This window comes from Rhizobium sp. KNZ14-9A (assembly GCF_056755015.1).
Genome location: NZ_JBPGXB010000004.1, coordinates 1 through 14,808 on the forward strand (window position 1 = coordinate 1; position 14,808 = coordinate 14,808).

Sequence of the window (14,808 nt, forward strand, 5' to 3'; positions counted from 1 at the left end):
TTTTGGCGGCGATCACCCTGACCATGTGGTTTTGCGGCGCGTGCGAGCGGCCGGTGATCGCATCGCGATGCTGACGTTCGAGTCCGAAATCCCTGTTGAGCCCGGGATTACCGGCAAGATCGAGCGCCAGGCTTGTCACCGCAACCGCGTTGTCGATCACCACATGGCGCACCGCCATGCCGTCGATCCCGACCGGCCTTCCGGCATCGACGTCTTCGCCGAGCGAACGCAGCAGCCTGGCATTCGTCGACAGGCGAACCTCGATCTCGCCGAGACCATCCTGGATGCGGGGCACGGTTGAAATCGGTGCGCCGAGGCTTGCAGGCGCATGATGCGCCGAGAAGGAGATCACCCTGTCACGCGCCGACAGCGCCACGCCGTGATAGACGGCGCCGATCAGCGAAAAGAAGAAGGCCGTCGCGTGCTCCTCCCGCCTTATCGGCTCCGAAGCAGGCTGCGCCTCGATAACGTCTTCGAGGGGGATCGCGACATCATCAAGAATGATGTCGTCACTGGCGGTCGCGTGCATGCCGGCGGCGTTCCAGGTCTTCTCGATCGTCAAACCGGGGCTGTCGGTCGGCACGAGGAAGGAGGCAAGTCGTGGCTCGGGCTCGTCGGTCAGGGCCAGAAGCGATACCCATTTGAGGATCGGAATGCCGGTCACATAGGTCTTGCGACCGGTAATCCGCCAGCTGTCGCCGACCCGCCTTGCAATCGTCTCCGGCAAGGCGCCATGGGCCGGAGAGCCGATACGCGGCTCGGCCTGGGCGGCGTTGATCAGGGCCGGGCCGAGCCGGTTGGCAAGAAGCACCCGCTCGGCGAGATGGCTCGGCCATTTTCCGAACCGCCGCAGGCTGTAGTGGCTATTGTAGTGCATGGCGAGCACCAGCGCCGTGGAGGGTTCGCCGCGGGCGATCTCGCTGATCACAGCCTGCGCATCCGCAAGCCCCCCGCCATAGCCGCCGTGCTCTGGCGCCGTCATCAAGCCGAGCAGGCCTGCCTCGTAAAGCCGGGCGAAGTTCTCGAAAGGAAATTCGCCGCTCGCGTCGAAATGATGAGCGTCTACCGCGAAATCCTTAGCAAGCCCTCGTGCTCTGTCGATGGGGTCGATCGTTTCCTGCAGCATGCTTATCTCCTGTCAGGCGACAGCGCGGGCATCAAAGCCGTCGATATGACGGCGGTCGACCCAATCGGCGATATCGAAGTCGGCAGCGAGGAAACCAAAGTCGCGCAGGAAATCCTTGTAGTGGCCGACCGCTTCGACCAACCCGGGCTCCAGGCCGAAGCCGAGATGGCGGTGGATCTCCGCCCCGTTTGCCGCCAGTACCTGCTCCTCGGTGGCGCCTGCCTCGCGCGCAACGAAGCGGCGGGTTTCGTCGGGATGGGCTTCGGCCCAGTCGGACGCCTTGTAGATCGCCTCCAGGAGCCGGTAAACAAGATCGGGTCGCTCGTCCGCAAGCAGTTCGTCCACGGTGAGGACGCGCGGCGAACCGGAATTGATGCGGATCTTCGGGTCAGGGTGAAAACCGAATTCAACGACCTGAACGGCACCGATCAGATTGGCGACGCTGATACCGGCTGTACCCTTCACATAGATCGCATCCACCTCAGCACGGAGGAGGGCTGCGATCTCCTCGCCATAGGCCTGACGACGCTTTAGACCGAATAGCGATGGTCCCTCCTGGGTGGCAAGCACGGAATCGGCAAGTGCGATGTCGATGATCTCCACATCGCCAAGCGCAAGACCTTCGAGCAAAAGGGCCGACTGCAGACCTTTCAAGGCCGTGGCGCGCATGAAGTCGACGATACCTTCCGGCCGGCGGGCAATGCCGAAACGACGCCCCTTCAGGTCCTTGGTGTGTTTGATCCCGGTCTGGGGCAGGGTGATGATCGCTTGAAACTCGTCGGTCCAGGTGATGCCGACGAGCCGGGTCTTGCGGCCTTCCGAGCGGGCGCGGATTGGCGGCACATTGCCGCCATGGCGGAAGGACCAGTCCAGCGTATGGTTGAAATGGCTCTGGCGGATGGCGCGGTCCGGCGAGTCGATGATCGATTTAAGTGTCACACCTTCCTTGCGGAAGCCTTCCTCCAGGTAGCCGAGTTGGGCGGCAAGGCCAACCGGTGTCGGCACCGGGCAGCGCGTGTACCAGATTTCGGAAATGGCATTGCTGGTCATGGTTGTCCCTTTCTCAGTGGCGCAGGCCGGCCTGCTTCATCAGCGGCAGCACGTCGCTGCCGAAGAATTCGAGGTCGTCACGGAAATCGAAGAAGCTGAGCTGCAGACCGTCGACGCCGGCTGCCTTCAATTTCAGAAACTGGTCGACCACGCTTTCAGGCGAGCCGATGACGCGGATATTGCCGCCGACGAAGCGGTAGGGATCCTGGGGATCGCGGCCTTTCCAGGCCCGGGCGTCGGAGTTTAGCGACGAAAACCCCTGCGGCGAGCGCTGGTCGCCATGGGCGACGATCCTGTCGGCAAGCTCCCAGGCCTCTTTTTCTGTCGGCCGGCAGATGACCATCGGATTGAGCAGCGTGCGCACCGTGCGTCCGACATCCTTGGCCGCATCCTTGACCCTCTTGGTATGGGCGGGCAGCGACTGCAGCGCGCTGTCGATATCGGCCCCCGTCGGGCTGGTGATGAAGACGATGTCCGAATAGCGGGCCGCAAAGGCGATGCCGGCATCCGAACCCGTGGCATTGACGAGGATCGGTCGGCCGAAATTGGGCTTCGGCGTCACGAAGCCGCCGCCGAGTTTCCAGCTGCTTTCGCCCTCGAAGGAATAGTTCTCCGTGTCGCTCCAGAGGCGCTGCACGACCTCGAGGAATTCGGCCGCCAGCTCGTAACGCCTGTCATGTTCGATGCGCGGCCAGCCGAACATTTCGTGCTCGACCGCGCGGTGGCCGGTCACGACATTGATGCCCCAACGGCCGCCGGTGATGTGGTCGAGTGTGGCGCCGAATTTGGCAAGATGCAGCGGATGCCACGGACCGTAGAGGACATGCATGGTGGAGATCAGCATGATTTTCTTCGTGAGCCCGGCAAGGGCTGCCGTTGATACGAAACTGTCGAGGGCCTGGCCGTTGAAGACGCCGCCATAGCCGCCCTTCGGCAGCCATTGCGACAGGGCGAAGACGAGATCGAAGCCGAGTTCCTCGGCCCTTAACGTGAGCGCCTTGTTGTAGTCGAAGCGCCAGTCGGTCGACCGCTCAAGCGTCGATTGCGTCCAGCCACCGGCCTGGATCGGCAGGAAAAGGCCGAGCAGTACCGGCTGTTTGAGCGCCTGCGAGAGCGGGCTTACGGCAAAATCGGTGGGGGCGGAAAATTTCGGCAGGCCGACGATGGAGCCGGGAGGATGTTGGATGGACATGACGGATCTGTTTCTCTTTCTGCCTGCCTAGGCTGCCACCACATAGGCGTAGGCGAGGCTGCCCGAAACGCCTTCGCCACCGACCGTGTGGTCGGCGATGCGCTTGTTGTAGATGGTCAGCTCCGGCTGGCTGGCTATGTCGATCGCCGGTAGGTCCTCGACGAGAATTTGTTGGATCTCGCGCCACTGATCGACACGTTTTTTCGCATCGACCTCGATCGCCGCAGCCTCCAAAAGCGCATCGACCTTAGGATTGCTGTAGGCGGAGCCGTTGGAGAAGGGCACGCCCGGCTTGAAGTTCTTGCTCCAGTAGAGACGTTGGACGCCGACGGTCGGATCGAAGAGGTTGCTCATGCCCTCGAAGGCGAAATCGAAATCGCGGTCGGTATAGATGCGTTTGGTATAGGTGGCGAAGTCCTGGCTGCGGACGGTCGCATCGACACCGACCTTGGCGAGCGCCTGGCGGATATATTCCGAACCGCGCGGATAGGTTTCTCCGCTCGGCACATAGTCGAGATTGATGCGGATGCGCACGCCGTCGCTGCCACGCGGATAGCCGGCCTCGTCGAGCAGCTTTTCGGCGGCAGCAAGATCGATCGGATAGGTCTTCAGATCGCCATCATACCATTTGGCAAGATTGGGATTGATCGGACCGGGAATGGCCGCGCCATAGCCGTAGTTGATGGTGTTGAGGATCACCTTGCGGTCGATCACATGGGCGAAGGCCTGGCGGACGCGAATGTCCTTGAAGAAGGGACGTTCGAGGTTGAACTCGATGCGGCTGACGCCGTTCGCATACTGATAGCCGCGCTGCTCGAAGGCGATACCGGGGACCTCCTTCAGACGTTCAAGGTCGCTGAGAGGAACGGGCGTCGAGGGCGCAAGATCGATTTCGCCGGTTTCGATCGCGATGGAGCGCGCCGCTGCATCGGGAATGAAGCGGACGATGAGCTGGTCGAGATAGGGGCGCGGTTGATCCCAGTATTCAGGATTGCGCTCATAGACGAGGTGGCTGCCGCGAACCCATTCCTTGAACTTGAAGGGGCCGGTGCCGATCGGTGCAAGGTTGGCCGGGTTTTCCGCGACCTTCGTTCCTTCATAGATATGGCGTGGAACGATCGGCGTCTCGGAGGAGGCAAGCGCAGTGATGAGGTAGGGAGCCGGCTTGGAGAGTTTCAGGATCGCAGTCAGCGGATCCGGCGTTTCGACGTCGACGAGGTTGAGGAACGTGTTGCGGCCACGCGGATGAACCTCCTTCAGCGTCTTGATCGAGAAAGCGACGTCGGCCGATGTGAAGGTCTGGCCGTCATGCCATTTTACGCTCTCGCGCAGGTGGAATGTGTAGGCGAGCCCATCCGGGCTCACCGACCATTCCTTGGCCAGGAGCGGCTGCGGGTTCAGCTCGAAATCATAGGTCAGAAGGCCTTCGATCACCTTCGGCGAGACGTAGACGGAATTGAAGGCAGTGTTGGCAATCGTCGTCAGCACCGGCGGCTCGGCCGACAGGAGCAGCGTCGCTGTGCCGCCACGCACAGGGGCCGCAAAGGCCGGCAGGCGTGTCGCCGACGCCACGGTGAGCGCAACGGAAGCAAGAAGGAAATTGCGGCGTGTCGGGGCAGGAAATGCTGGCATGGTCGGTCCCTCAATGATTGTGCGTGCCCGTTGCCAGGCGTCCTGGGTTCGCCTTTCCATACTTCGGCGCCGCAGTAGAGTTTTTTACCCAATTCCGGAGCTGCTTCGGTAGGAAATTCTTATCTAAATCTCAGTGACGTTAAATAATTTCAAAAGACTTCGATATTCGATCTCTTCTTGGAATTATTTACTAATATGGATTTGACAAAACCCACAGATTTAGTCAACTACTATCGCAACGCAGCACGATGAATTCTTCCGGCGACGCGAGGTGGAAATCCATGTCGGCACTCAAGCGGGTCGCCCGCACGATCAGAAAGACCGTCATTCAGGCCGTGCCGACCATGCTCGGCATCGTCATATTGAGTTTCTTCCTGCTCAAGCTCGCACCGGGCGATGCGGCCGACGTGATGGCGGCAGAATCCGGTTCGGCCACGGAGGAAACAATGGCGGCTCTGCGCCAGCGCTTCGGGCTCGACAACCCTCTTCTCGTCCAGCTCGCCAACTACCTGGACAACCTGGCGCATTTCAGCCTCGGTTTTTCGCCGCGCTACGGAATGCCGGTTGCCGATCTCATCGGCCAGCGGCTGCCTGGAACACTGACGCTGATGCTGGCCGCGCTGCTGATCGCCATTGCCGTTGGTCTGCTGCTCGGCGCGCTGATGGCAAGCTTTTCCGGCAGGCTTGCCGACCGGGTGATCTCGGTCGTCTCGCTGCTGTTTTACTCAATCCCCGGCTTCTGGATCGGCCTGATGCTGATCCTGTTTTTCTCGGTCAAGCTCGGCTGGCTGCCGAGCGGCGGCGACAGCACGATCGGATCGCGGCTGACCGGGCTTCCGGCGCTCCTCGACCGGATCCGCTACATGGTGTTGCCGGCAACCTCGCTCTCCCTCTTCTATCTGGCAATCTATGCGCGACTGACACGCGCGGCGATGCTGGAGGTCAAGTCGCAGGATTTCGTCCGCACCGCCCGCGCCAAGGGCGTGTCGCCCTTCTTCCTGACCACGCGTCACGTGCTGCGCAATGCGCTGATCCCGATCACGACAATGGCCGGCATGCATTTCGGGGGCATGCTTGGCGGAGCCGTCGTGGTCGAGACCGTCTATAGTTGGCCGGGGCTCGGCCGGCTTGCCTTCGAAGCCGTGATGGCCCGCGATTTTTCCGTGCTGCTCGGCATCTTGCTCTTGTCCTCCTTCCTTGTGATCGTCGCCAACGCGGCCGTCGATCTGCTGCAGGCATGGATTGATCCCAGAATCGGAGCCAGCCGATGACCAGTCAGAAGCTTCATACCTATGCCGGCAGCGCAATCGATCTGGCCGAGCACGACAGCGACGCCTCGCGGCCGCTGCCCCAGAAACCCGCCGAGCCGCGCTGGACGCATATCCATGCGCCCGACGTGCGCGCCGCCGCCGTACCCGGTATTGCCTGGCGCGGTCTGCGGCGTGAGCTCAAGGTTTTTCTGTCCAATCCCACCGCATTGTTCGGCGTCCTGTTCCTGATCGCCACCGCACTCGCTGCCCTTCTTGCTCCCGTCTTTTATCCCGGCGATCCGATGGAGATGGTGGCGCGACCGTTCCTCTGGCCGGGCCAAAATCCGTCCTATCCGCTCGGTACGGATTCGATGGGACGCGATGTGCTCGCAGGCATCCTCCACGGGGCGCGCATTTCGCTTACGGTCGGTATCGCTGCGACCGCCCTCGGGCTTTCCGCCGGCATCACGATCGGCGCGATGGCGGGATATTTCGGCGGGATCGTCGATGATCTCCTGGTGAAATTCATCGAGATCTTCCAGACGATCCCGAGCTTCGTCTTGCTCGTCGTCCTGGTCGCCATCGCTCAGCCGACGACCTCGACCGTCACGATCGCGATTGCCATCGTCAGCTGGCCGACGGTGGCGCGCCTGACACGGGCCGAGTTCCGCGCCATCCGCGAGAAGGACTATGTGCTGGCCGCTCGAAGCCTCGGCTTCGGCCATGCACGCATCATCTTCCGCGAAATCCTGCCGAACGCCCTGCCGCCGCTGATCGTCACCTCCTCGGTTATGGTCGCAAGCGCCATCCTGATGGAGTCGGCGCTGTCCTTCATGGGGCTTGGCGATCCCAATCGCGTCTCCTGGGGATCGATGATCGGTGCCGGCCGGGACGTGATCCGCACCGCTTGGTACCTGACAGCCCTGCCGGGTCTCGCGATCGTCTTTACCGTACTGGCACTCAATCTTCTGGGTGATGGGCTCAACGATGCGCTCAATCCGCGCTTTTCGGAGGAACGCTGATGAGCCATCTTCTCGAAGTCCGCGATCTCTTCGTCCGCTTTGCGACCGCAGAGCCGGTGAAGGGCGTAAGCTTCAACGCCAATCCGGGAGAGATGCTGGCGATCGTTGGTGAATCCGGCTCCGGAAAATCGCTGACAGCCCTTGCCCTGATGGGGCTCCTGCCACGGCACGCCCGGCCGGGTGGCGAAATCCTGTTTGACGGTCGCAGTCTGCTGGCGCTGTCGGAACGGCAGCTGCGCCGGATTCGCGGGCGCGACATCGCGATGATCTTCCAGGAGCCGATGACCTCGCTCAATCCGGTCCTGTCGATCGGTGACCAGATCATCGAGGTGCTGCGGATCCATGAGGATCTGAGCCGCCGCCAGGCGCGTGCCCGGGCGATCGAGCTTCTGGACCTCGTCAGTATTCCGGAGCCGGCCAGACGCATCGATGACTATCCCCATCAGCTGTCGGGCGGCATGCGCCAGCGCGTGATGATCGCGATTGCCGTTGCCTGCAATCCGAAACTTCTGATCGCCGACGAGGCGACGACCGCGCTCGACGTGACCATCCAGGCGCAAGTCCTGCAGCTTCTCGACAATCTGCGCGCCAAGCTGAACATGGCCGTCATCCTGATCACGCACGATCTCGGCATCGTGGCGCAATGGGCTGATCGCGTCGTCGTCATGTATGCCGGCCGCAAGATCGAGGAGGGGCTGCCCGGTCCGGTCTTTGATACGCCCTATCACCCCTATACGCGCGGCCTCCTGGCTGCCTCGCCGCGGCTGACGGCTGATTATCATTATCGCGATGGGCCGCTTGCCGAAATTCCGGGCTCCATCGTCTCGGCCGCCGGCGAGAAGGGCTGCTCCTTCCGCCCGCGCTGTCCGGTCGCCCGTCCCGCCTGCGCCCAGGCGGTGCCGACGCTGTTTTCCATCTCGGCGGGCCGCGAAGTCGCCTGCCCCTATGTTTCAGTCCATGCGGAGGTCGCTCATGTCGCTCCTGTCGGTCGATAGGCTCTCCACCCATTATCCAGGCAGCGCCGGCACGGTGCGTGCCGTCGACGGCGTGTCACTGGAAATCGGCGAGGGCGAGACGGTTGCGCTCGTCGGCGAATCCGGTTGCGGCAAGTCGACGCTTGGCAAGTCACTGACGCGTCTCGTCACGCCGTCTTCCGGGCAGGTCCACTTTCGCGGCCGCGATGTTACGGCCATGTCGAACAGGGAGCTGCAGTCGATCCGCCGCAGCATCCAGATGATCTTCCAAGACCCCTTCGCTTCGCTCAATCCGCGCCAGACCATCCGCACGATATTGACGGCGCCGCTTGCCGTGCACGGCATCGGCGATCGCAGGAAGCGTGATGCGATCGCTGCGGGAATGGTCGAGCATGTCGGCCTGCCGCGCGATTCCCTCGAGCGCTATCCGCACGAATTTTCCGGCGGTCAGCGACAGCGCATTGGCATTGCCCGGGCGCTGATCTTGCAGCCCGAGCTCGTCATCTGCGATGAACCGGTCTCGGCACTTGACCTGTCAATCCAGGCTCAGATCCTCAACCTGCTGGTCGAGATGAAGACGGAGCTGTCGCTTTCCTATCTTTTCATCTCGCACGATCTGTCCGTCGTTCGTTATTTTGCCGACCGGGTGCTCGTCATGTATCTCGGGCGCATCGTCGAAAGCGCCTCGACTGCCGACCTCTGGAGCGGCGCCAAACATCCCTATACGCGGGCCCTGCTTGCCGCCGTGCCCGACCCGTCGCGCCGCAAGCAAGCCGCCCCGATCACCGGCGACCTGCCAAGTCCGCACAATCCACCGTCCGGCTGTCGCTTCAACACGCGCTGTCCGCTTGCCACCGATATCTGCCGGGCCGAGGATCCGGCCTTCCGCCAGTTCGGCGCTGGCCATGCCGTCGCCTGCCACCACGCTCAATGAATGGAGAATGAAATGGTCGATTATCGCTACCTCGGGCGCAGCGCGCTCAAAGTGTCACCGCTCAGCCTTGGAACCATGATGTTCGGCGGGCCGACGCCCGATGAGGTCGCCTTCCGCATTATCGACAAGGCACGCGAGCAGGGGATCAACTTCATCGACACGGCCGACGTCTATCACGACGGCAAGTCGGAAGAGGTCGTGGGCCGTGGCATCAAGTCAAGCCGCGATCACTGGGTATTGGCGACCAAGTTCGTCAACTCGCACACCAAGGGCCCGAACCTCGGCGGCCACTCGCGCAAATGGGTGATCGAGACGGTGGAGAATTCGCTGCGCCGGCTGAACACCGACTATATCGACATTCTTTATTTCCACCGCGCCGTCTTCGACGCGCCGCTCGAAGAGCCGGTGCGCGCCATTGCCGACCTTATCCGCGCGGGCAAGCTTCGCTATTTCGGAGTCTCGAATTTCCGCGGCTGGCGCATCGCCGAGATCGCTCATCTTGCCGATCAGCTCGGCATCGATCGGCCGGTCGCAAGCCAGCCACTCTACAACATCGTCAACCGCACGGCCGAAGCCGAACAGCTGCCGGCCGCCCACTCTTACGGCCTCGGCGTTGTCTCCTATTCGCCGCTCGCCCGCGGCGTGCTGACCGGCAAATATGAGCCGGGCAAGGAGCCGGGTGCCGATACGCGTGCAGGCCGTGGCGACAAGCGCATCCTCGAAACCGAATGGCGTCCGGAATCGATTGCGATCGCCAAGGAGATCGCTGCCCATGCCAACCGCAAGGGCACTACGCCGACCGAGTTCGCGCTCGCCTGGGTGTTGAACAACAAGCTGATCTCGGCCGCCATCACCGGTCCGCGCACCGAAGAGCATTGGGACAGCTATATCCGCGCGCTCGACGTCAAGCTCGATGCCGAGGACGAGGCCCTGGTCGACAGGCTGGTGACGGCCGGTCATCCGTCGACGCCGGGCTTCAACGATCCAAGCCATCCGGTCGAAGGGCGCGTTCCGCGCCTCAGCGAAGGTGGGACCGACAATGTCGTGTCGCTGACGCGCGCCGTCGCCTGAGGCCGTTGGGGAGGATCCGCTCTCGCGTGGATCCTCCCCATTCTGCAAAAATCCGCCGTTGAAAGCTTGACCATGGCCATTCCGACCTCTTCCGTGCTGTTATCTGCAGGTGGATCAACGCCCGATTCCGATCTTGCCGCCCTGCTTTCGACGGTACCGGCGCTCGCAGCCGAAATCGGCAAGGAAGCGGCACGGCGCGATCTCGATCGCGAGCTTCCGTTTGAGGCTTTCCGCCTGTTCAAGGAGGCCGGTCTCGGAGCGCTGCGCATCCCCGCCTCGCTCGGCGGGCCTGGCGGCAGTGTCCTCGACTATATCGAAACGATCATGGCGATCGGTGCGGCCGATTCCAATGTCGCGCATGCGCTTCGCAGCCATTTCAATTTCACCGAGAGCCTCATTCTCAATCCGAATACAGCGCTCGATCGCACACAGCTTGCCAGAGTGCTTGCCGGCAAGCTGTTCGGCGGCGCTCATACGGAACAGGGCACCAAGCGGCCCGGCGAGGTGACGACCAGGCTTTCAAAATCCGGCGACAGCTATCGCCTCAATGGCCGCAAATGGTATGCGACGGGCACTGCCTTTTCCGATTTCGCTTCCTTCAGCGCGAAAAATGACGAGGACCAGCTCGTCAGCGTTCTCTTGCCGGTCGACCGCAAAGGCATCACCATTCTCGATGACTGGGACGGCATGGGCCAACGGCTGACCGCAAGCGGCGGCGTGCTGCTCGAGGACGTCGAGGTCCTGGCCCATGAGATTTCCACGCGCGGCCTCAATTCGCTTGTCGGGCGCCATACATCGACCCTGCGCCAGCTCCACCTTGCCGCTTCCATGGCCGGCGCGGTGCGCGGTGCGGTGGCCGAAGGCACCGATTACGTGCGCAGACAGGCGCGTTCGGCTGCCCATAGTGCGGCCGAGACGGCCAATGCCGACCCCTTTGTCCAGAAAATTCTGGGTGAGATCGCCAGCGGCTCCTTTGCTGTCGATACGCTGATCCGCGAGGCGGCCCGCGCGCTTGACCGTTCCGTCGCGGCGTTCGGAGCAGGCGATCCGGAACGACTGGAAGCGGCTCTTGTCGAAAGCGCCCTGACGACGGCGCGCACGCAGATCGTCGCCTCTCAGATCGCGCTTTCTGCCGCAACCAACGTCTTCGAGCTCGGCGGTGGCTCGGCGACATCGAGGCATCTCAACCTTGACCGCCACTGGCGCAATATCCGCACTGTGCTCAACCATAATCCGCTTCTACACAAGGCGCGTGTGGTCGGCGATTTCTACATCAACGGAACGACGACGCATCTGGAAGAAGGCAAGGTCTTCTAGAACCCAGCCCGTCGCGTCGCTTCCATCTATCGCCCGGGGTCATCCGGATCTCCGGCCGCCGCGTCGGCAGGAGATCTTTGCGCCTTTCTTGCTGTCGTCCCCCGGATCTGCGTAACGGGGAGGGAGGTCTCATGCATTTCGATCCAAAGCCAGGCCATTCCGTCATCATTATCGGCGGCGGGTTTGCCGGCGCGCTAACCGCGCTCAAACTGCTCGACCAGACCACGGTCGCGCTGTCGATCACCATCATCGAGCCGCGTGCCGAGCTTGGGCGCGGCGTTGCCTATAGCACCAGCGATCCCGCCCATCTCGTCAACGGACCGGCCGAGATCTTTTCGCTTTATCCCGAAGACATGGGCCATCTGGCCCGCTGGCTTGCCGAAAACGGCCCCGCCAACGGCTGGCAGCCGCCCGCAGACGTTGCCGCAAGCAGCCCGCCGCGCCATCTTTACGGCACCTATGTGCGCGACGAACTGACGCGCGCGGTTGCACAGGCACGCTCCGGATCGAGCCTGCAGCACGTCCGTTCGTCGGCGGCACATCTGTCATCATCGCCACACCGGGTCCGTGTCGCGACCACGGGCGGCACTGTCTTGGAAGCGGACGAGGCCGTACTGGCGCTCGGGGTATTCCAGCCCGATCTGCGCCCTGCCGAGGCAGCTGTGGCGGGACATCCGCGCTTTGCCGAAAATCCCTGGAACACGGCAGCGCTCGACCGGTTGAGCGACAGTTCCGATATCCTCATCATCGGTGCCAGTCTCTCCATGGTTGATGCGATCGCGAGCATGGAGGCGAGGGGGTTTCGTGGACGCTACCGGGTGATTTCGCGGCGGGGCCAGTTCGTCGAGGGTCGCAGGAATGCCGAGCCGGCCCGTGACTTTCTCGCCGAGGGGCCGCTTCCTTCGACGGCGCGGGGCCTGCTTGCGCGCGTCAAGGCGGAACGGCGCCGGCTTGCCGCCGCCGGTGGGGACTGGCAGGGGCTGCCGCTTGCCATTCGCCACCACGTCCTGCCGCTCTGGCAAAACGCAGAGGATCGGGAAAGACTGCGCTTTGCGCGTCATCTGAGGGCCTTCTGGGACGTGACGGCGCATCGATCCGCGCCGGAAAGCCACCGCAGCGTCGAAGAAGCGCGGTCGCAGGGACGGCTCGTCGCAGAGACGGCCCGCCTGCTGGCGCTAAGGCCTGATGAAAACGGTATCGCAGCAACCCTGAAGACGGCGGCCGGCCTCGAGGATACCGTGTTCGGCGGTGTGATCGATTGCCGTGGACATCAGCTGCACGACTGGCGGCAAATCTCTGATCCGTTTGTTCGCCAGCTTCTTTCAAGCGGCGAGGTGCGCCCGCATTCGACCGGCTTCGGCATCGACGCCACCCCTGAAGGCGACCTCATCAATGAGGAAGGGCGCGTTCACCGCAACTTGAGCGCCATCGGCCATCCGTTGCGCGGTGTCGCCTGGGAATCGAGCTCGATCACCGAGCAGCGCACGCAGGCGATCGCGCTTGCCGACCGCATCCTCGCGAAATTCACGCCGGCCCGCGCCGCCTCTTAAGCAAACATTTATTCGACAGATCGGAAAGCGATCGGGGGCGCATCGTCAGATGCGCCCCCGAACCGTCAGCCTTCGCCGTCCTTGATATAGACCTCGGCGAAATTGGCCTGGACGCCTTCGGCGCCGATCGTGTGGTTCTTCACCCGCTTGTTGAAGACCGTGACATTTTCCAGCGCGATCAGATTGACCACCGGAACCTCGTCGGCGATGATCCTCTGGAAATCGTTGAATTCTTGTCTTCGCTTCTGCTCGTCGATTTCGACCGATGCCGCCTCCAGCAGCCGGTCGACCTCCGGATTGGCGTAATGTGCCGCATTGGAAAAGGGCAGGCCGAGCTTGAAGTTCTTCGACCAGTAGATGCGTTGGACGCCGAGCGTCGGATCGAACTGGTTGCCGAGATATTCGGCCGTCACATCGAAGACGCGTTCGGTATAGACCTTCTGGATATAGGTCGAGAAATCGTAGGAATCGATCGTCGCGGTAATGCCGATACGGGTGAGATTCTGTTTCAGATATTCGATGACCCGCTTGAAGCCTTCATTGTAGGAATTGTGGGTGAGCCTGAGGGCAAAGCGCGTGCCGTCGGCGCCGCGCTTGTAGCCGGCCTCGTCGAGAAGCTGTTCGGCTGCCGCAAGATCGTAGGCGTAGGGCTTGATCGAGCCGTCGTGGTAGCGTGACAGGAAGGTACTGATCGGTGTCGGCGAGATATGGCCGTAACCGTACCAGACTGTGTTGAGGATGACGTCGAGATCGATCGCGTGGGCGATGGCGCGGCGAACCCTGACATCCTTCAGACATTCGTTGTCGAGATTGAAGATGAGCTGGGTCTGATCGCCCTTGGTTTCGTAGCCGCGGGAATCGACGTTGATATTCGGCAGCGCCTTGATGCGCTCGAGATCGCTGAGCGGGATCGGATTGTCGCCGCCGATATCGAATTCGCCGGTCTCGAAGCCTGCTGCTCTTGCTGCTCCATCGGGCACGAAGCGGATGACGATCTGGTCGAGATAGGGTTTGCCTGCATCCCAATAATCAGCATTGCGCTCCAGGATGATATGCGAGCCGCGCGTCCATTCCTTGAAGACGAAGGGGCCGGTGCCGATCGGTGCGCTGCCGTTCTTGTTGAGCGGCACGTCGGCGATCGCGACATTGTCGTAGATATGCTTCGGCACGATCGGCGATTCCGCCGCATAGAGAGCGCTGAGCAGGTAGGGCGCGGGCTTCGACAGGCGGATCACCGCTGTCAGCGGATCAGGTGTCTCGACCTTGACGACATTGGCGAAGGTGCCGCGCCCGCGCGGATGGACCTGCTTTAAGAGTTCGATCGAATAGGCGACGTCATCGGCGGTGAAGGGTTTGCCATCATGCCATTTGACATCAGGACGCAGCTTGAACGTGTAGCTCAAGCCGTCGTCGGATATCGACCATTCGGTCGCAAGCTGCGGTTTCGGGGTCAGGTCGAAATCATAGGTCAACAGCCCCTCGGTGATCTTCGGACTGACCTTCTGCGTGCCGCCGGCGGTGTGCGCCAGCGCCAGGATTGTCGGCGGTTCGGGCTCGACGATAAAGTTCAGCGTTCCGCCCGGCTTCGGCTTGTCTTCTGCGGCCTTGAGGCCGAACGAGGGCACGAGCGTGCTGGCGGTGGATAAAAGCAGCAGCTGGTTGAAAGTGCGACGATTGATGCTCATGAGGA

The 14,808-nt window shown here is 62.3% G+C and carries 12 protein-coding genes; 7 read left to right on the forward strand and 5 right to left on the reverse strand.

The genetic code is table 11. The annotated features are described in order from the left end of the window. The 4 genes from ACR9ZQ_RS30465 to ACR9ZQ_RS30480 form a co-directional block, all read right to left on the reverse strand. Window positions 1-1,126: acyl-CoA dehydrogenase family protein (locus ACR9ZQ_RS30465; RefSeq protein WP_481429465.1), on the reverse strand; the 1,126-nt coding region annotated here is incomplete at its 3' end. A 12-nt stretch (window positions 1,127-1,138) separates the two neighbouring features. Further along, complete coding sequence (locus ACR9ZQ_RS30470) at window positions 1,139-2,176, reverse strand: ABC transporter substrate-binding protein (RefSeq protein WP_481429466.1); 1,038 nt, start codon at window positions 2,174-2,176, stop codon at window positions 1,139-1,141. A gap of 13 nt (window positions 2,177-2,189) precedes the next feature. After that, on the reverse strand, window positions 2,190-3,368 hold the full coding sequence (locus ACR9ZQ_RS30475) for an LLM class flavin-dependent oxidoreductase (RefSeq protein WP_481429467.1): 1,179 nt from the start codon (window positions 3,366-3,368) through the stop codon (window positions 2,190-2,192). A gap of 27 nt (window positions 3,369-3,395) precedes the next feature. After that, window positions 3,396-5,000 carry an ABC transporter substrate-binding protein gene (locus ACR9ZQ_RS30480; protein WP_439018415.1) on the reverse strand — a complete coding sequence of 535 codons (1,605 nt, stop codon included), beginning with the start codon at window positions 4,998-5,000 and terminating at the stop codon, window positions 3,396-3,398. A 281-nt stretch (window positions 5,001-5,281) separates the two neighbouring features. Here ACR9ZQ_RS30480 and ACR9ZQ_RS30485 point away from each other — a divergent pair, with 281 nt between their 5' ends. The 7 genes from ACR9ZQ_RS30485 (at window position 5,282) to ACR9ZQ_RS30515 (ending at window position 13,118) form a co-directional block, all read left to right on the forward strand. Then, window positions 5,282-6,271: an ABC transporter permease gene (locus tag ACR9ZQ_RS30485; RefSeq protein WP_113320712.1), complete on the forward strand. Its 990-nt coding sequence runs from the start codon at window positions 5,282-5,284 to the stop codon at window positions 6,269-6,271. Next, entirely contained in the window at window positions 6,268-7,272 is a 1,005-nt protein-coding gene (locus ACR9ZQ_RS30490) for an ABC transporter permease (RefSeq protein WP_310381308.1), read from the forward strand. Before ACR9ZQ_RS30485 ends, ACR9ZQ_RS30490 begins: the two co-directional genes overlap by 4 nt. Then, window positions 7,272-8,267: an ABC transporter ATP-binding protein gene (locus ACR9ZQ_RS30495; protein ID WP_481429468.1), complete on the forward strand. Its 996-nt coding sequence runs from the start codon at window positions 7,272-7,274 to the stop codon at window positions 8,265-8,267. The genes ACR9ZQ_RS30490 and ACR9ZQ_RS30495 overlap by 1 nt, the downstream gene beginning before the upstream one ends. Further along, window positions 8,245-9,180 carry an ABC transporter ATP-binding protein gene (locus tag ACR9ZQ_RS30500; RefSeq protein ID WP_481429469.1) on the forward strand — a complete coding sequence of 312 codons (936 nt, stop codon included), beginning with the start codon at window positions 8,245-8,247 and terminating at the stop codon, window positions 9,178-9,180. The genes ACR9ZQ_RS30495 and ACR9ZQ_RS30500 overlap by 23 nt, the downstream gene beginning before the upstream one ends. A gap of 12 nt (window positions 9,181-9,192) precedes the next feature. After that, window positions 9,193-10,251 carry an aldo/keto reductase gene (locus ACR9ZQ_RS30505; RefSeq protein WP_481429470.1) on the forward strand — a complete coding sequence of 353 codons (1,059 nt, stop codon included), beginning with the start codon at window positions 9,193-9,195 and terminating at the stop codon, window positions 10,249-10,251. Window positions 10,252-10,323: 72 nt separating this feature from the next. Further along, a complete protein-coding gene (locus ACR9ZQ_RS30510) occupies window positions 10,324-11,568 on the forward strand; it encodes an acyl-CoA dehydrogenase family protein (RefSeq protein ID WP_481429471.1) in 1,245 nt (414 codons plus the stop codon). Window positions 11,569-11,699: 131 nt separating this feature from the next. Further along, a complete protein-coding gene (locus ACR9ZQ_RS30515) occupies window positions 11,700-13,118 on the forward strand; it encodes an FAD/NAD(P)-binding protein (RefSeq protein WP_481429472.1) in 1,419 nt (472 codons plus the stop codon). A 65-nt stretch (window positions 13,119-13,183) separates the two neighbouring features. On the opposite strand, the gene ACR9ZQ_RS30520 is transcribed toward ACR9ZQ_RS30515, so the two are convergent. Continuing rightward, window positions 13,184-14,803: an ABC transporter substrate-binding protein gene (locus ACR9ZQ_RS30520; protein WP_481429473.1), complete on the reverse strand. Its 1,620-nt coding sequence runs from the start codon at window positions 14,801-14,803 to the stop codon at window positions 13,184-13,186. Window positions 14,804-14,808: the final 5 nt, after the last annotated feature.